The following is a 17,274-nucleotide window of genomic DNA, read 5'->3' on the forward strand; positions in this document are numbered from 1 at the left end:
CCGAATTGCGAGCGGCAATGAGCAACCGGTGAATCCCGCATTCCATCTTCGACAGTCCGCTCCAGCGGCCCGCGCGCGGATCGTCCGCACCGCCGCACGCGGATCGCTTACGGCGTTCGGCGTGCTGGCTCGCCGTACCAACTGCAAGCCGAGCATCCTGCTACGATTTGAGCGCACGCTGACGTTGCCGGTGCGAACGGCCGGTCGTTCAATCAGCCGGGACCCTTTCCTGTCGCTCTCCGCTGGCTTTTGCGATGAAGCTGCGCCAACCGCCATAGGCCGAAATGTCGATCGCTCGTGACAACCCGGCGGTTTCGACCAGGAAGCCCTTGGCCGATGTCCCGTCATCGAGCTCGATCGTGCCGATGCCAAGCGGCGGCGGGATCGCGGCCACGAAGCGTCCGAACGCGTCTGGTGAAAGCCGCCAAACCTCGACATCGATCGACGTCCCTTCGCCATCGGCAACACGCACGAGCCCCGGCTTCGGCACGGACTGGCCCGCGAGCGCATAAAGCTGATAGGAAGCAACCGTCCTGGCGGCTCTGCTCAATCGCGCGCCAAGCGCGCAGAGTTGGCCGTTGAGCGGCATTCCCGACAAATGCGCGCCGACAACCACGAGCTCGATCAGGTCGTCAGTAGGGTCGAAGCTTTTGGCGGTGAAGACAGGCATCGCCCAGCCTGTCGCGCCAAGGCCGAGACCGCTCGCCGCATGCAACTCGCTGGCCAGCGTCGCCGTCAGTGCATCCTTGCCGGCAGCGGCAAGCAAGGTAACGCTCATCGGCAGATCGTCGTCGCGCTTCCCGGTCGGCACGGCGATGCCGCACATGTCGAGCAGATTGACGAAGTTGGTGTAGGTGCCGAGCCGGCTGTTGGTGACGATCGGATCGGCCAAAACAGTCTCCAGCGAATAGTGCGTCGGCGCCGTCGGCAAGCAGAAAAGGTCGACCGAGGCGATGACAGGCGCGAGCCTGGCCTTGTGGGCCTGCAGCGCATAGAGGCCTTTGAAAGCATCCGCCGCGGAAAGCTTTCGCGCGCCGCCGATGATTGTGCGCGTCACCGGGTGCATGGCTGCTTCGTTCACGTCCATGAAATCCGCAATCGCCGCATAGCGCTCGGCTACCCAGGCGCCTTCGTAGAGCAGGTTGGCGGTAGCGTAGAAATCGCCGAAGGGAATTTCGATCAGTCTGCAGCCGAGCTGTTCCAGCGTCCGCAGCGCCGTTTCGAATCCAGCCTGCATGGCCACGTCGCCAAAAAATTCCCGGTCCGCTTTTGCGGGAACCCCGACGGTCAACACGGGTGGACGCGGACCAAGCGGCGGCGCCGCGATAGCGCGCGAATAAGGATCGACGTCATCTTTGGCCGCCGCGGCCCTGAAGACGCTGTAGGCGTCATCGACGGTGAGCGCGAAGACGGAGACGCAATCGAGCGTGCGGCAGGCCGGCACCACGCCGGTGGCCGACAGCGCGCCGACGGTCGGCTTCAGCCCGACGATGTTGTTGAGGCCGGCGGGAATGCGGCCGGATCCTGCGGTATCGGTGCCGAGCGCGAAAGAAAGAATGCCGTGCGCCGTCGCCACGGCCGAGCCGCACGAGGAACCGCCCGGCACCAGTTTCGGATCGATCGCGTTTCGGGGGACCGGATAAGGTGTGCGCACGCCGACGAGGCCGGTGGCGAATTGGTCGAGATTGGTTTTTCCGACGACCAGCGCGCCGGCCGCCCTCAGACGCGCGACGACGGTGGCGTCTTTCGCCGGCAAGTAGGCATATTCGGTGCAGCCAGCCGTGGTCGGCATGCCGGCAACATCGATGTTGTCCTTGACCGCGAACGGTACGCCCCACAGCGGCTTTGCCACGGGATCGAATCCGCCGAGTGCGTCGGCCTCGGCGAGCATTTCGGCCTTGCTCGCCAGATGGATGAAGATGCCTGGATCGTCCGCTTTCGCTATGCGCTGAAACACGGTTTCAATAATGGTAGCGGCCGACATGCCGGAGGCATAGGCCGCGTGCAGGCTGCCGATATCGAAGCGGATGTCGCTCATTTCGTCTCGTCCAGAATGACCACGGGCAGATTCCACTGGATCAGTACGACGCAGCCGTGTTTCGTCCACACCGAATGCTCGGTCCCGACCGGGTTCAGGATCACGCTTCCGGGAAGATAGTCGCCAGTCTCGTCGCTCTGGGTGCCTTCCAGCACAACGATGGTTTCCAGTGCGACATGACGATGGCGCGGCACGCCGGCGCCGGGCCGATAGTTCAGGATCGCGACGGAAGGTTCGGCCGGTCCGCCCTTGAGCAGCCAATGCACCGTGATGCCGTCGCGAAAATGCTCGAATGCCAGATCACGCCAGCCCCCATGGTTGAGAGCCGGGTATGCAATGTTAGGCATCGGCAATTCCTTTGAGCACCTGGTCCGTCATCGCCGTCCAGCCGACGATCGCGCCCTGCGCCCTGATCATGGCCAGCGCGGCCGCCTTGAATTCCGGAAAATAGCTTTCCGTCGCATCCTCCGCCAGCAGGCATTCGTAGCCGCGGTCGTTGGCTTCGCGCATCGTCGTCTGCACGCAGACTTCCGTCGTGACTCCGGCGAAGACGAGCTGCTGCACGCCCAGCCGCTTCAGGTCCTCGCCGAACCTGGTAGCGTAGAACGCGCCCTTGCCGGGTTTTTCGATGACGATTTCGCCAGGCAGCGGGGCCACCTCGTCGAGGATCGCCGTTCCCGGCTCGCCGACGACCAGCACGCGGCCCATCGGGCCGGCATCGCCAATGCGTATCGGCGGATTGCCGCGATTGCGCTTGGCCGGCGGCAGGTCCGAAAGGTCTGACCTGTGGCACTCCATCGTGTGGATCACCGGCAGGCCGGCGGCGCGAAATCCCTCGATCAGCCTTTTTACCGTCGGCACGATCGCCACCACCCGGCTGACGTCGTTGCCGAGGCTGGCCCCGAAGCCGCCCGGCTCGGCGAAATCGCGCTGCATGTCGATGACGACCAGCGCCATCGCCTCAGGCTTGAAGGCAAACGGAAACGGCAGCGCGTCGATCTCCGCCATCAGTGATGTCCCGCCATGTGCTCGCCGATCGTCTGCACACTCGCCTGTGCGATCGGCGTCTCATAGACCAGCGCGCCGTCGGACATGACGAAGATGCGGTCCGAGAGCTCCAGCAATTCGTCGAGGTCCTCCGACATCAACAGCACCGCGGCGCCGGCGTTGCGCGCCTTCATGATGCGCGCGCGGATTTCGGCGACGGCGGAGAAGTCGAGGCCGAAGCAGGGGTTCGAAATAATCAGCAGATCGACCTCGCCGGTCAGTTCGCGGGCGAGCACAGCGCGCTGGATGTTGCCGCCGGAGAGTGACGAAATCGGCGAGGCGAGCGAGGCTGTCTTGACCTTGAACTGCTCGACCAGCCGCGTCGCATAGTCCCTGATGGCGCTCATCCGGATCCAGCTTATCGGCTTGCCGGCCTCGTTCAGGTCGAAGGTCCGGAATGCCATGTTTTCCGCCACCGTCATCCTCGGCGCGCAGGCATTGCGCAACGGTTCCTCCGGGATGAAGCGCACATTGAGCGTGCGGGCCTCGGCGCGGCTGGCGCCGTAGGGCGTTCCCTTCACCAGAACGTCGCCGGCATCACGCGTACGCTGCCCGGCAAGGACTTCTAGAAATTCCTTCTGGCCGTTGCCGGAAATGCCGGCGACACCGACGATCTCGCCGGACTTCACATCGAGCTCGCCGATATTGATGGTTTTCAGGCCGGTGCGGTCGGGCGCCTTCAGTGCCTTCACCGTCAGGATTTGCCTGGCGCCGACCGGCACCGGAGCGCGGCTGTCGAGCGCGGCGATCGGCTGGTCACCGATCATCATCGCCGCCATCTGCTTGTGAGACAGCTCCGATACTTTCCCCGTTCCTGTCAGTCTGCCCTTGCGCAACACCGTGATGTCGTCGGCAAACGCCGTCACCTCGTGGAACTTGTGCGAGATCATCAGCACGGTGAGGTCGCCCGCCTTGGTCATGCCGCGCACAAGGCCCAGCACTTCCTGCGCCTCGCCGGGGGTTAGCACCGACGTCGGCTCGTCCAGCACCAGAAAACTGCGGCCGAGATAAAGCTGCTTGATGATTTCGAGCTTCTGTTTCTCGCCGGCGGCGAGTTCGGCCACCTTGACGTCGAGTGGCAGCTTGAACGGCATCCGCTGCATGAATTGGGCAAGTGCGGCGCGTTCCTTGCGCCAGTCGATAATCCCTGGCACCTTCTCGCGGGAAATGACCAGGTTTTCCGCACCCGTGAGCGACGGGACGAGGGTAAAATGCTGGTAGACCATGCCGAGGCCGAGCGCCGAGGCGTCCTTCGGACTGGCGATCCCGACCTCGCGGCCGTCGACCAGAATTTCGCCGGCGGTCGGGTGATAAAAGCCCATGATGCATTTGACCAGCGTCGACTTGCCCGCGCCGTTTTCGCCAAGCAGCGCATGAAACGATCCCGCCGGCACCTTGATGGAGACGTCGTCCAGCGCGGTGAAGGCGCCGAAACGCATGCTCATGCCGATCGTCTCGACGCCAACCGCTCTTTTGCCGCGATCACTCATGATCGAACCTCATGGCAACTGGGCGACGAAGGACGCCGAATTGGACACCGCGCCGAACACGCCGCCTTGCATCTTGATCATCTTGATCGCAGCGAGATGGTTGCCGTAGTCGGTCGCCCCGCAGCAATCCTCCAGCATCACGCATTCGAAGCCGCGGTCGTTGGCTTCGCGCATCGTCGTGTGCACGCAGACGTCGGTGGTGATGCCGGTCAGCACGATGTTTTCGATGCCGCGCCGGTTGAGGATCAGCTCCAGGTCGGTGGCGCAGAACGAGCCCTTTCCCGGCTTGTCGATGATCGGTTCGCCTTCGGCCGGATAGAGGTCGGGGATGATGTCCCAGCCCGGCTCGCCGCGCACCAGGATGCGCCCGCAGGGTCCGGGGTCGCCGATGCCGGCATTGATGCGGCGCGAGCGCCAGCGCTTGTTGGCCGGCAGGTCGGCGAGATCGGGCCGGTGGCCCTCTCGCGTATGAATGATGGTGTAGCCCTTCGCCCGCATGGCAGACAGCACCGATCTGATCGGTTCGATCGGCGCCCGCACCAGCGAGAGATCGTAGCCCATATGATCGACATAGCCGCCCGGCCCACAGAAATCGGTCTGCATGTCGATGATGATCAGCGCCGTGTTGTCGGGCCGAAGCTCGCCATTGTAGGGCCATGGATAGGGATCGGCATCGATGTAGCGCTGCGTGACCTCGGCTCTGGCGTTCATTGAGAAAAACTCCAGTCTGGAAACGTCATTTGGTGATCGACAGTTCGCCCGGCGCGCCGGCCAGCGAACGGCTCGGCGACGAGGTGGCGATCATGATGACGAGGGTGAGAATGTAGGGTGCGGCGTAGAACAGATAGTAGCCTTGCGTGACGCCGACCGATTGCAGCGCCGGCCCCAGCGCGCCGGCCCCGCCGAACAGCAGCGCGGCGGCAAAGCAGCCGAGTGGGTTCCAGCGCGCGAAGATGACCAGCGCCACTGCCATCAGCCCCTGGCCCGACGAAATGCCTTCGGTCCAGCTGCCGGGGTAATAGAGCGACAGATAAGCGCCACCGATTCCGGCCAGCGCGCCACCGATGCCGGTGGCGATGAGGCGCACCGTATTCGGGTTGAGGCCCATGGCGCGCGCGGCGTCGGAACTGTCGCCAACCACGCGCAGGATCAGGCCGGCCCGGGTGTTGCGGAAAGCCCACCACAGGAACACGGCAAGTGCTGCACCGATCAGGAACAGCACATTGACGTTGAGCGCCGCCTGCACCTGCGGAACATCGGACCAGCCGCCAAACGGGATGGCCGGCAGGTCGGGCGCCGAGGGCTGGATGAACGGTTTGCCGAAGAAGAAGGCGAGACCCGAGCCGAACAGCATCAGCGCAATGCCGATGGCGATGTCGTTAACGCCACGGAATCTGCAGATCCAGCCGTGGAACAGGCCGAAACAAAGACCGGCGGCTGCGGCGGCCAGCAGACCGAACCATGGTGAGCCGGTCATCACCGCGACGGCATAGGCGGTCATCGCGCCGAACACCAGTGTGCCTTCGAGACCGAGATTGATGCGCCCCGAGCGTTCGGTGATGGCTTCGCCCAGCGACACGAAGATGAAGGGCGTCGACACCCGGATGGCGCCGCCGAGCATGGCGAGCGGAACGCCCCAGAGGCCGATCTCGCTTGCGTCCATCAGGCAGTTCCCTTCAGGAGATCGGGCCTTTTCAAGAGATCGCCCCTCTGCCAGAGGTCGGGATTGAAAGCCTTGAAGCGGCCGTAGAAGGTTTCGCTGAACAGGATGACGACGAAGAGCATGCCCTGCAGCACCAGCACGGTGGCGTCGGGCAGGTCCATGCGGCGCTGGATCAGCCCGCCGGAGGCGTCGATGCCGCCAAGCAGGAAGGCGACCGGGATGATGGCGAGCGGATTGTGGCGGGCGAGGAAGGCGACCAGGATACCGGTATACCCATAGCCGGCGGCGAGCGAGGCGTTGGCGCTGCCTTGCACGGCGGCGACTTCCAGCATGCCGGCAAGGCCGGCAAAGCCGCCGGCCAGCGCGGTGAAACCGACAATCAGCGGTCCAACGGCAAGTCCCTGCACCTGGGCTGCCCTGACATTGCCGCCAGCAATGCGGGCGGCGAACCCCCAGCGGGTCTTTTCGATCAGCAGCCAGGACAGAATGCAGGCGATGATGCCGACGACCAGGCCCCAATGCACGTCCATGCCGGGAATGTTGCCGATGCGGTAGGCCTCAGCCAACGGCTCGGTCGACGGTTTGTTGAGCGAGGCGGGATCGCGCAGCGGTCCTTCCACCAGATGGTTCATCAGGGCGATGGCGATATAGGCCATCAAAAGGCTCGATATGGTTTCGTTGACGGCACGGTAGTGGCGTAGCGCGCCGACGGCACCGATCCAGATGCCGCCGGCGGCCAGGCCCGCCACGCCCATGATAAGAATAACGAAAAAGGCGGGGGCGCCGCTGGCGGCCACGCCCATGGCAGCCGCGGCAACGCCGCCCAGCACGATCGCGCCTTCGCCGCCGATGACGACAAGGCCGAGCCGGGCCGGCAGCGCCACGCAGAGCGCCGCAAGCAGCAAGGGTGCGGCCCGCGACAGCGAGTTCTGGACCGAGAACCACGAGCCGAAGCCGCCGCGCCACATCATTTCATAGAGCTGCGCCGGCGATTTGCCGACCAGCGCGATGAACAGGCTGAACAGGGCCATGCCGACAATCAGGGCCGCGAGCGGGATGACGAGGGCTTCCGCCCGCCGGGCGATCCATTCGAGCGCCGTCGGATAGCTTTTGGCGCCGAGCATCACTGGCACGCTCGCGCTGCTCACGGTGTCTGCCATGGCCCCCGTCTCCGATCCATGCTCAAGCGGTCGAGCCGACGACACCCTCGACGAGATAGTCCATGCTTTCCAGTTCGATCGCGGCTTCGACGAAGGTCTGGCCCTCGGTTGCGACGACGTCGCCCTTGTTGTTCTTCAACGGCCCCTTGATCACCGAAAAGCCGCCCTTCATCATTTCGGCGAGCGTGCCGTCGAACTGTGCGCGCGCCGCCTCGCTGACGGCGGGGCCGAGCGGGCTCATCTTGACGAAGCCGTCGGCCAGTCCGCCGCGCGTGAAATTGGGCAGCGGCTTGCCGGCCACGAGGTCGTCGACGAACATCTTGTAGACCTTCGCCCAGTTCCATTCCGCGCCGGTCAGGTATTTTTCGGGTGCCAGCGGGCTCTGATTGGCATGGTAGCCGCAGATGAAGGCGCCGCGCCCCGCCGCCGTTTCGACCACCACTTTCGGACTGTCGACATGGCAGGTGATGACGTCGGCACCCTGATCGACCAGTGCATTGGTGGCCTCCGCCTCCTTGACCGCCAGCGACCATTCGCCGGTGAAGATCACCTGGCAGGTGATTGCCGGGTCGACCGAGCGTGCGCCGAGCAGGAAGGAGTTGATGTTGAGCAGGACCTGCGGAATGGGCTTTGCCGCGACGAAGCCGATCTTCTTGGTCTTGGTGGCGTGGCCGGCGGCGACGCCGTTGAGATACTGGCCCATGCCGATATAGCCGAAATAGGAACCGGCATTCATCGGATGCTTGTCCTTGTTCCACATGCCGCCGCAATGGCGGAACTGCACGTTGGGGAATTTCGCGCACATGGCCAGCATGTGCGGATCGAAATAGCCGAAGGAGGTCGGGAAGATCAGCGAGGCGCCGTCGAGGTTGATCATCGATTCCATCGACTTCTGGACATCGACCGTTTCGGGGACGTTCTCCTCCTCGACCACGGAGATGCCCTCGATGGCCTTCAATGTGGCGGCACCCTCGGCATGCGCCTGGTTATAGCCGTAGTCGTCCTTCGGTCCGACATAGATGAAGCCGACAGTGACGGCAGCGGCGAACGCCCTGCTGATCGGGAATGACGCCGAGGCCAGGCCGAGCGCCGCTCCGGCGGCGGAGGCCTTGAGGAGATCGCGGCGGCTAAGCATGAATCTCTCGGTCATGTGAATGCTCCCTGTTGAACCCTTTGCGGGTCGATTAATTCTCTTCTCGTAAAAGTGCATGCAATCGCCGTGCCAGTTCAAAAGCTGGAATTTATCCAATTAAATCAGTTGACGGGCCGATTTGCCGTGCTCAAGCGAAAGGCAATTGCATACACTTTTTGCCTTTCAATTAGCCAGTTTGACATCTAGATTAAAATAGAGGCATAGAGGGCGCGCCCGAGTGGAAACTTCCGGCGGGCCACTTGCCGCACGCCGCGAAAAAGACTGACGGAGGAGAATTGTCGGGGAAGCGCAGCTTGATCAGGTCGGGCACGACCGTCGATCAGATGGTGAGGGCGATCGGTGACCGGATCGTCACCGGCTTCCTGCGCCCCGGCGAAAAACTCGACGAGGCTTCGCTCGCTGCCCGTTTCGATGTGTCGCGCACCCCCGTCAGGGAGGCGCTTGGCCGGCTGAGCGCCATGGGGTTGGTCGAAAGGCGGCCCAACCGCGGCGCGACCGTCGCCGTGGTGACGCAGGAGCATCTTGCCTCGATGTTCGAGAGCATGGCCGAGCTTGAAGCGATCTGCGCGCGGTTCTCGGCCGAGCGCATGACCGCCGGCGAACGCCGCGCGCTCGAATCCGAGCACCAGGCATCGGCGCGCCTCGTGCAATTGGGTGCGGAGGAGGACTACGAGTATTTCAACACCGAGTTCCACACTCGGCTCTATCGCGGCGCGCACAGCAAGCACATCTATGAACTGACCGTCATGACACGCAGCCGGCTGGCGCCGTTCCGGCGCGCGCAATTCATGCTGCCGGGGCGCCTGGCCAAATCCTGGCAGGAGCATGACGTCATCGTCACCGCAATCATGCGCGGTGACAGCGCCGCCGCAGGGCAAGCAGCCAAGGATCACGTCTCCATCGTCAGCGAGGCGAGCGCCGTCTTTGCCGCGGTCGACCCGATGAAACCGGCGGTGGATTCGATCGGGATGTCTTCCTAGCAATCAGGCAAACTGCCCAATCCGTCGGCGATGCGATGATTTTCGCGTCACTCGTGCGCACGCTCGAAGCCGCACAGCTCCACAAATGCCGGCCTTTTGGCACAATTAGGCTTGGCATGCTCCTTGCTTCGTTGATGGTGTGCAGAGCGTCTAGGGTTCCGGCCGCAACACAGCGGTGCTGGTCCAAGAGATGCGACCGCCAGGGATGCACTGAGGCATCCGGCGGAACACGGCGGGCCAAAATCCCGGGAGAACCCTGCACGGGTTTGCTGGCGCGAACCTCTCCCGGATGCGCGCTCGCAAACCCCAACATTAAGTCCGGTCGCAATCCGGATCGCGAACAGGGGTACGCAATGCTTCGCAAGCTGGCCGCAATCATCCTAGCCGCATCACTCAGCCTTCCCATCGTTTCCGCCGCCGGCGCGGCGCCCAAGAAAGACTTCAAGATATGCTGGTCGATCTATGTCGGCTGGATGCCGTGGGGCTATCTCTCCGATAGCGGCATCATGAAGAAATGGGCCGACAAAAACGGCATCAATGTCGAGATCACCCGCATCAACGACTATGTCGAAAGCATCAACCAGTACACCGCCGGCGGTTTCGACGGCTGTTCGATGACCAACATGGACGCGCTGTCGATCCCCGCAGGCGGCGGCGTCGACACCACCGCCTTGATCATCGGCGACTTCTCCAACGGCAATGATGCGGTGATCCTCAAGGACAAGGCAGCGCTCGCCGACATTGCCGGCCAGAAGGTCAATCTCGTCGAGCTCTCCGTCTCGCATTACTTGCTGGCGCGGGCGCTGGACACGGTCAAGCTCGCCGAGAAGGACATTACCGCCGTCAACACGTCCGACGCCGACATGGTCGCCGCCTATGGCACCAGCGACGTCACCTCGGTCGTTACCTGGAACCCGCTGGTTTCCGAGATCGTCGCCATGCCGGGTGCGCACAAGGTTTTTGATTCCGCGCAGATTCCCGGTGAGATCATCGACATGATGGTCGTCAACACCGAGACGCTGAAGGACAATCCGGCATTGGGCAAGGCGCTTGTCGGCGCGTGGTACGAGGTGATGGAGCTGATGACCTCCGACACGCCGGAAGGCAAGGCAGCCAAGGAGGAGATGGCCAAGGCGTCCGGCACCGACCTCGCCGGCTTCGACGCGCAGCTTGCCTCGACGGCAATGTTCTTCGACCCCGCCAAGGCGGTCGAGTTCACCAACGGCAGCGAGTTGCCGAAGACAATGGATCTTGTCCGCAACTTCCTGTTCAGCCACGGCATTCTCGGCACCAATGCGACGAGTGTCGACGTCGTCGGCATGAGCTTTGCCGATGGATCGACCCTGGGCGACGCCAAGAACGTCAAGCTGCGTTTCGATCCAGCGTTCATGGCTGAGGCGGCAACCGCAACTCCCTGACCCGACATGCTGGCCAAGGGAATGAGTGCCAGGGATGAAGCCTCCGCGACGGGCGGGGAGGGCATTAAGCGTCCTTCCCGGCCAAAGCCGAGGGTGCGCCTTCGCATGATCAATGCGAAGGTTTCGCGTGGCGGCGCCTTGTTCCTCGGCGGCTTGCCGTTCCTGTTCGCGGCGATCGCCTATCTGATCGCTTCGGCGCAACGACTGGCGGTCAATCCCAGCGACAAGCTGCTGCCTTCGCCGGTACAGATGTGGTCGGCCTTTCTTGACCTTGCCACGGTGCCGGACAAGCGCTCGGGCGACCTCATCCTGTGGGTCGACACCTATGCCAGTCTCCTCAGGCTGTTCGCGGGCGTGGGCGTTGCCACGGTCGCCGCGCTTTCGCTCGGCATTGCCATCGGCTTCATCCCGCGGGTGCGGGCGTTCCTGCTGCCCTTCGTCACCGTCGTTTGCGTCATCCCTCCGCTGGCGCTGCTGCCGATCCTGTTCATCGCGCTCGGCCTCGGCGAAACGGCCAAGATCACGCTGATCGCCGTCGGCGTCGCGCCGGTGATGGTGCGCGACATCGCCAACCGGGTGATGGAGTTGCCACCAGAACTGGTGGCCAAGGCGCAAACGCTTGGCGGCAACAGCTGGACCACGGTCTTGCGGCTGGTGCTGCCGCAGATCATGCCGCGCCTCATCACTTGCGTGCGGCTGGCACTCGGGCCGGCCTGGCTGTTCCTGATCGCCGCCGAAGCCATCGCCTCGACCGAAGGGCTGGGTTACCGCATCTTCCTCGTCCGCCGCTATCTCTCGATGGACGTCATCCTGCCCTATGTCGCCTGGATCACGCTGCTTGCCGTGATCACCGACTGGCTGCTGGTGCGGCTGTCGCGGGCAATCTCCCCTTGGGCGCATCCGGTGGAGGCCAGATGAGTCGCATCGTCGTTCACGGGCTGGAAAAGAGTTATGGCGATGCCCGCGTGCTCGAGCGGGTCAACGTCACCGCCGAAGCCGGCGAATTCCTGTCGCTGGTCGGCGCCAGCGGCTGCGGAAAATCGACGTTCCTGCGCATCCTGCTCGGCCAGGAGCAGCAGAGCAGCGGCGTCGTCATCGTCGGCGATGGCCCGATCGTGCCCGAGCCGACGCCACAGCGCGGCATCGTCTTTCAACGCTATTCGGTGTTTCCGCATCTGACCGCCATGCAGAACCTGCTGCTGGTCGAAGACTTTCGCTCGGGCGGGCCGTTTGGCCGCGTCTTCGGCGCCAGGCGCAGAAACGCCAGGCAACAGGCCGAGGCCATGCTGGCGCGGGTTGGCCTTGCCCATGCGCGCGACCTCTATCCGGCATCGCTTTCCGGCGGCATGCAGCAGCGGCTGGCGATCGCGCAGACCTTGCTCGGCCGTCCGCAGATCCTGCTCCTCGACGAACCGTTCGGGGCGCTCGATCCCGGCATCCGCGTCGAGATGCACGATCTGCTGACCGAGCTCTGGACCGAGCATGGCATGACGGTGGTGATGGTCACCCATGATATCGGCGAGGCCTTCAAGCTTGGCACCCGTGTGCTGGTCTTCGACAAGCTGCGCCACGATCCGCAGTTCCCGTCCGCTTACGGCGCGACGATCACCTACGATCTGAAGCTCGATCGCAAGACCCGGGCTTCCTCTCATCACTTGGCCAAGGTGGCCGCGATGGTCGGGACGACCCGGCCGGAAACAGCAATGGCGACGACGGCGTCGTAACGGAGAGTTTGAATGTCCAGAAATATCCCCGAACGCAGCCACCGCCGTGCAGGGCTCGTCGCCCGGGAGGCCAGGGAACGCTTTCACCACCCCGATTTCGACGCCCGCGGCACGCAGGGCTGGAAGTCGATCGAGGCCGAGGGCAAGCTGCCGGAAAGCGGCTGGCGCAAGGAGCAGCAATGGGCGCTCGACATGGGCCTGCCGGGGTCGGAGTCGATCGTCGACAAGTCGATCCCGACATTCGCGCGCGGCGAGCTGCCGCATTTCGCCGGCATCAACACCTTTCTCAAGGCGCCCTATGTCGAGAACGTCCGCGATGTCGGCAAATATGATGCTGCCGTCATCGGCATTCCTTTCGACAGCGGCACCACCTACCGGCCGGGAACCCGCTTCGGGCCGCAAGGCATTCGCCGCATCTCGGCGCTGTACACGCCGTACAACTATGAGCTCGGCGTCGATTTGCGCGAGCAGATGACGCTGTGCGACGCCGGCGACGTCTTCACCATTCCCGCCAACCTCGAAAAGAGCTTCGACCAGATCACCAAGGGCGTCAGCCATGTCGCCTCGTCCGGCGCGCTGCCGATCATGCTGGGCGGCGACCATTCGATCGGATTTCCTTGCGTGCGCGGCATTGCCGACGTGACCTCGAAGCGCATCGGCATCATCCACTTCGACCGCCATATCGACATCCAGGAAAAGGATCTCGACGAGCGCATGCACACCACGCCCTGGTATTGGGCGACCAACCTGCCGAACGTCTCGGCGACCAATCTCGTGCAGCTCGGCATCGGCGGCTGGCAGGTTCCCCGCTACGGCGTCGCCGAGGCGAGAAAACGAGGCACCAACGTGCTGACCATTGCCGACATCGAGCAGATGGGGCTTGAGAAGGCGGCGGAAATCGCGCTCGAACTCGCATGGAAGGACACCGACGCCGTCTACATCTCTTTCGACGTCGACAGCCTCGATTGCGGTTTCGTGCCCGGCACGGGCTGGCCTGAGCCGGGCGGCTTCCTGCCGCGCGAGGCGCTCAAGCTGCTTGGGCTGGTGACGGCACCCGGCATTTGCGGACTGGAAGTGGTCGAGGTCTCGCCGCCCTACGACACGTCGGACATCACCGCGCTATTCGGCGTGCGTGTCGTTGTCGAGGCGCTTGGCTCGATGGTCGCGTACGGCAATCTCGGCAAGCACAAATCGATCATCGACAAACCGGTGAGTTTTTGACCATGCACGATGACCACCACCACAATCATGGCCATGACGACGGCCACCATCATCACGGACCGAACGGTCATCATGACCATCCGCACGCCCCCGGTCACAATGGGCCCGCTGGCAAGCTGCTGCAATGGCAGACGCCGCATCTGCCGGACCAGGCTCACGAGCCGCCGGTTGATCCCGCATCGGTCGACCTCGACCTTGTCGAAACCGCCTTCCTCGAAGGCTTTGCGCGGGCGCCGGACCCGTCCAGCTTTCTGCGTCTGGCCGGCATACCGTTTGTCGGCGAGACGGCGGACGGCATGCGGCTTCATCTGCTCCGCGTCGAAACCGAGGATCTGGTCGATGTCGGCGCGGTCATGCCGCTCGTCGGTGGCACCGGCGTCGCCTATCACCCGTTGCCGGCGCGCCTGACATCGCACCGCCGCCGCCTCGCTTTCATCTATCATGATGGCAGTGAGCAAAAGCCTCTCGGCTTCGCCGCGGCGCGCGCTCTCGCGGACCGTTCCGCCGCTTCGCAGTTCGCCGTTCCCGGGTACTGAAACCAGAACCCGTCACTCTCATCGAACAGGTACAATCATGAAAACATTCGCAAGATTTGGCATCCTTTCAGCTCTCGCCGCCCTCACGCCGTCGCTGGCGTTTGCCCATAGCGGCGGCGCTCACGTCCACGGCTTTTTCGCTGGCCTCCAACATCCGCTCCTCGGCATGGACCATCTGCTTGCCATGATCGCGGTCGGCATCATCGGCGCTCGCGCCGGCGGGCGCAGCATTGTCCTTGTGCCGCTGGTCTTTGTCTCGGCCATGGTCGCAGGGGCCTTGCTTGGCATGGCCGGCATCGGCCTGCCTTCGCTTGAAACCGGCATCGCGCTGTCGCTTGTGGTCTTCGGCGCGATGGTCGGCCTCGCCAAGCCGCTGCCGCTGGCCGCCGCGGCAGCACTGACGGCCCTGTTCGGCCTCTTCCACGGCAACGCCCACGGCCTTGAGAGTCCCGAGAGCGCCGGCGGCATCGCCTACGCCGCTGGCTTCATGCTCGCCACGTCGATGCTGCATGCAATCGGCATTCTGTCCGCTGTCAAGCTGGCTCGTTGGCCGACGACGGTCCGCACCGCTGGAATCGCCACCTCGCTGGTTGGAATGGCCATGGCCGCCCAAGCTTTTTGAGACGTAGGCAGTCGGCGAACAGAACTGGAAAGCAGATGAGCCAGAAATGGTCGATAAGGCTGCGGCGCGTCCGCGATTTGCTGTACCAGATCCTGAAGGTCCGAGCCCAACGGCTTTGAGGGGCGCGGTTATCGCGTCCCTCCGATCTGCTTGACCGTCAGAACTCGAGCGCCTGCCTGAGCGCCGGACCGCTCCTGACACGCAGATCGAGGTCGGCCTCGATATGGTCGATGTGGTGCAGCATCAGTGCGCTGGCGCGTTCGGAATTGCCATTTTCCAGCGCCTCCAGGATATTCATGTGCTCGCTATGGCCGCAGCTCGAGACGCCCGAGCGGCCATAGAGCGCGATCACTAGCGATGACCGCGCCACCAGTTCTTCCATGAAGCGCTGGAGGATGGCGTTTCCGGCAACCGAAGCCAGCAGCAGGTGAAAATCGCCCGAAGCCTTGATTTCCGAGCGTCTTGCATTTGGTCCGCGTTCGGCAATGAAGCGGCCCTCTTCATCCAGCTGCGCCTTGAAGGCAGCGACATGGTCCGGCGTCATCCGCGCGGCTGCGGCAATCGCTATGCCGGGCTCGATCAGCCGGCGCGAAGCAAAGACCTGACGCGCTTCTTCCGGCGACGGGTTGGCGACGAAGGCGCCACGATTGCGCTCGGTCCGCACCAGGCCTTCGAAGGAGAGCATCTGCAGCGCCGCGCGCGCCACGGTGCGGCTGACATCGAATAAAGTGCCGACCTCGCCTTCCGACAGCTTGGTTCCGGGCGCCAGCCGGCGGTCGACGATCGCGTCGCGCAACTGGTCGCGGATCGCCTGGGCGCGATCCTCGTTGGCACTGTCGACAGCAGGGAAAGTCTGGTCGGCTATATTCATGATGGTGGTCCCTGCGCCTTTCTAACCTGAATCGGGTCGCTTGCACGAGGGACAAAGTGAATACGATGCCGAAAAAGATTGCATACGATTTTTGCGGGAATCGCCAGCGATCGCCTATAATTTGTGCATTCGTAGGCATGCCATTTCGAGGGGCGGCCGGAGGCAATTCTGATTTTCCCAAGGAATCAATCGTTTGAGGCCGATCTAGGCCAACTGGCATGCATGATGCTTTGCTTAAGTTGATTTAGAGAGGAAGCCGGATGTCCAAAGCCGCCGAAATCGACATCGTGTCCGTTTCGAAGATCTATGGCGCAACGACTGCCGTCGAAGACATCAGCTTGAAAATCCCCGCGGGAACCTATTGCTGCCTGCTCGGGCCGTCCGGCTGCGGCAAGACCTCGACGCTGCGCATGATTGCCGGGCACGAAAGCATATCGAGCGGCGACGTGCGTCTCGGCAACACGGTGGTCACCGACTTGCCGCCGGCCAGGCGCGGCACCGCCATGATGTTCCAGTCCTACGCGCTGTTTCCGCATCTCGACCTGGTCGACAATGTTGCGTTCAGCCTCAAGATGAAGGGCGTCGGCAAGGAAGAGCGCCGCGCCAGGGCGCTCGATATGCTGAAGCTGATGCAGATGGAGGGCTACGCCAGCCGCCGCCCGGCGCAGCTTTCGGGCGGACAGCAGCAACGCGTCGCTCTGGCCCGCGCGCTGATCACCGACCCCGAAGCGCTGCTGCTCGACGAGCCGCTATCGGCACTCGATCCATTCCTGAAGGTCCGCATGCGGGCGGAACTGAAGAAGCTGCAGACGTCGCTCGGCATCACTTTCGTCCACGTCACCCACAGCCAGGAGGAGGCGATGGCGCTCGCCGACCTGATCGTGGTCATGAATGACGGCCGTATCGAGCAGGCGGCGCATCCGCGCATCGTCTTCGAGCGGCCGGCCACCGCGTTCGTCGCCCGCTTCATGGGCGAGCACAACGTCGTCTCCGGCCGCGTCAGCGGCAGCCGCGACGGCATGGTTGTCTTCGATGTGCCGGGTGGCGCCTCGCTTGCGGCCAGCGGGCAGGGCAGGGCGATCGGCGAGCCGATCGATATCGCCATTCGCACCGACCACGTGCGGATCGGCGACCCGCCGGCCACCGGGCTCGGCTTCACCGGCATCGCCTCCAATATCGAGTATCGCGGCTCGACCGTAAAACTCTCGGTCAATGGCGCCGGCATCGAGGATTTTACCGTCATCGTCGACGACACCAGCTTCTTCGCCAAGCCGGTCGCCGTCGGCGACGCGGTGCCGATCGCCTGGGACGCCGAGGACGCGATCGTCCTTGGCGGTCTCGATTCCTGAAC

17 protein-coding genes and 1 riboswitch are annotated in these 17,274 nt (G+C 63.8%); of the genes, 8 read left to right on the forward strand and 9 right to left on the reverse strand.

All coding sequences use genetic code 11. The features are described from left to right. Nucleotides 1-208: 208 nt before the first annotated feature. Genes atzF through M727_RS0109790 form a run of 8 tightly spaced genes read right to left on the reverse strand, consistent with a single transcriptional unit; the run spans nt 209 to nt 8,548 of the window. Nucleotides 209-2,038, reverse strand: a complete 1,830-nt coding sequence (atzF, locus tag M727_RS0109755) for an allophanate hydrolase (protein WP_027152528.1) — start codon at nt 2,036-2,038, stop codon at nt 209-211. Further along, entirely contained in the window at nt 2,035-2,385 is a 351-nt protein-coding gene (locus M727_RS0109760) for a cupin domain-containing protein (RefSeq protein WP_027152529.1), read from the reverse strand. The genes atzF and M727_RS0109760 overlap by 4 nt, the downstream gene beginning before the upstream one ends. Beyond that, nucleotides 2,378-3,046 (reverse strand): isochorismatase family cysteine hydrolase, encoded by a 669-nt coding sequence (locus M727_RS0109765; RefSeq protein WP_027152530.1) that lies wholly within the window; start codon nt 3,044-3,046, stop codon nt 2,378-2,380. The genes M727_RS0109760 and M727_RS0109765 overlap by 8 nt, the downstream gene beginning before the upstream one ends. Then, the gene (locus M727_RS0109770; protein WP_027152531.1) at nt 3,046-4,575 is read right to left on the reverse strand and encodes an ABC transporter ATP-binding protein; all 1,530 of its coding nucleotides are present in this window, start codon (nt 4,573-4,575) and stop codon (nt 3,046-3,048) included. The genes M727_RS0109765 and M727_RS0109770 overlap by 1 nt, the downstream gene beginning before the upstream one ends. A gap of 9 nt (nt 4,576-4,584) precedes the next feature. Next, nucleotides 4,585-5,286, reverse strand: a complete 702-nt coding sequence (locus M727_RS0109775; RefSeq protein WP_027152532.1) for an isochorismatase family cysteine hydrolase — start codon at nt 5,284-5,286, stop codon at nt 4,585-4,587. A 25-nt stretch (nt 5,287-5,311) separates the two neighbouring features. Continuing rightward, nucleotides 5,312-6,238, reverse strand: coding sequence for an ABC transporter permease (locus M727_RS0109780; RefSeq protein WP_027152533.1), 927 nt, complete (start codon nt 6,236-6,238; stop codon nt 5,312-5,314). Further along, the gene (locus tag M727_RS0109785) at nt 6,238-7,362 is read right to left on the reverse strand and encodes an ABC transporter permease (protein WP_051505583.1); all 1,125 of its coding nucleotides are present in this window, start codon (nt 7,360-7,362) and stop codon (nt 6,238-6,240) included. The genes M727_RS0109780 and M727_RS0109785 overlap by 1 nt, the downstream gene beginning before the upstream one ends. A 58-nt stretch (nt 7,363-7,420) precedes the next feature. Next, nucleotides 7,421-8,548, reverse strand: coding sequence for a BMP family ABC transporter substrate-binding protein (locus M727_RS0109790; RefSeq protein ID WP_027152535.1), 1,128 nt, complete (start codon nt 8,546-8,548; stop codon nt 7,421-7,423). Nucleotides 8,549-8,844: 296 nt separating this feature from the next. Between M727_RS0109790 and M727_RS36170 the strand changes: the two genes are divergently transcribed. From M727_RS36170 to M727_RS0109825, 7 genes are all read left to right on the forward strand, one after another. After that, complete coding sequence (locus M727_RS36170; RefSeq protein WP_036261975.1) at nt 8,845-9,531, forward strand: GntR family transcriptional regulator; 687 nt, start codon at nt 8,845-8,847, stop codon at nt 9,529-9,531. Nucleotides 9,532-9,670: 139 nt separating this feature from the next. After that, nucleotides 9,671-9,785, forward strand: a riboswitch (guanidine-I (ykkC/yxkD leader). A 99-nt stretch (nt 9,786-9,884) separates the two neighbouring features. Then, nucleotides 9,885-10,949, forward strand: coding sequence for a putative urea ABC transporter substrate-binding protein (locus M727_RS0109800; RefSeq protein WP_027152536.1), 1,065 nt, complete (start codon nt 9,885-9,887; stop codon nt 10,947-10,949). Nucleotides 10,950-11,054: 105 nt separating this feature from the next. Then, on the forward strand, nt 11,055-11,867 hold the full coding sequence (locus M727_RS0109805) for an ABC transporter permease (protein ID WP_036261977.1): 813 nt from the start codon (nt 11,055-11,057) through the stop codon (nt 11,865-11,867). After that, on the forward strand, nt 11,864-12,673 hold the full coding sequence (locus M727_RS0109810) for an ATP-binding cassette domain-containing protein (protein ID WP_027152538.1): 810 nt from the start codon (nt 11,864-11,866) through the stop codon (nt 12,671-12,673). Before M727_RS0109805 ends, M727_RS0109810 begins: the two co-directional genes overlap by 4 nt. A gap of 12 nt (nt 12,674-12,685) precedes the next feature. Beyond that, nucleotides 12,686-13,894, forward strand: a complete 1,209-nt coding sequence (locus M727_RS0109815; RefSeq protein WP_027152539.1) for an agmatinase family protein — start codon at nt 12,686-12,688, stop codon at nt 13,892-13,894. 2 nt (nt 13,895-13,896) lie between these two features. After that, nucleotides 13,897-14,430, forward strand: coding sequence for a hypothetical protein (locus tag M727_RS0109820; protein ID WP_027152540.1), 534 nt, complete (start codon nt 13,897-13,899; stop codon nt 14,428-14,430). A 37-nt stretch (nt 14,431-14,467) separates the two neighbouring features. Continuing rightward, complete coding sequence (locus M727_RS0109825; protein WP_027152541.1) at nt 14,468-15,052, forward strand: HupE/UreJ family protein; 585 nt, start codon at nt 14,468-14,470, stop codon at nt 15,050-15,052. Between the two features lie 157 nt (nt 15,053-15,209). Here M727_RS0109825 and M727_RS0109830 read toward each other — a convergent pair whose 3' ends face one another. Further along, nucleotides 15,210-15,923 carry a GntR family transcriptional regulator gene (locus M727_RS0109830; protein WP_027152542.1) on the reverse strand — a complete coding sequence of 238 codons (714 nt, stop codon included), beginning with the start codon at nt 15,921-15,923 and terminating at the stop codon, nt 15,210-15,212. Between the two features lie 260 nt (nt 15,924-16,183). Between M727_RS0109830 and M727_RS0109835 the strand changes: the two genes are divergently transcribed. Then, nucleotides 16,184-17,272, forward strand: a complete 1,089-nt coding sequence (locus tag M727_RS0109835; RefSeq protein ID WP_027152543.1) for an ABC transporter ATP-binding protein — start codon at nt 16,184-16,186, stop codon at nt 17,270-17,272. Nucleotides 17,273-17,274 lie beyond the last annotated feature (2 nt).

It is taken from the genome of Mesorhizobium sp. WSM2561, assembly GCF_000513915.1.
In the GTDB taxonomy this organism is placed as follows: domain Bacteria; phylum Pseudomonadota; class Alphaproteobacteria; order Rhizobiales; family Rhizobiaceae; genus Mesorhizobium; species Mesorhizobium muleiense.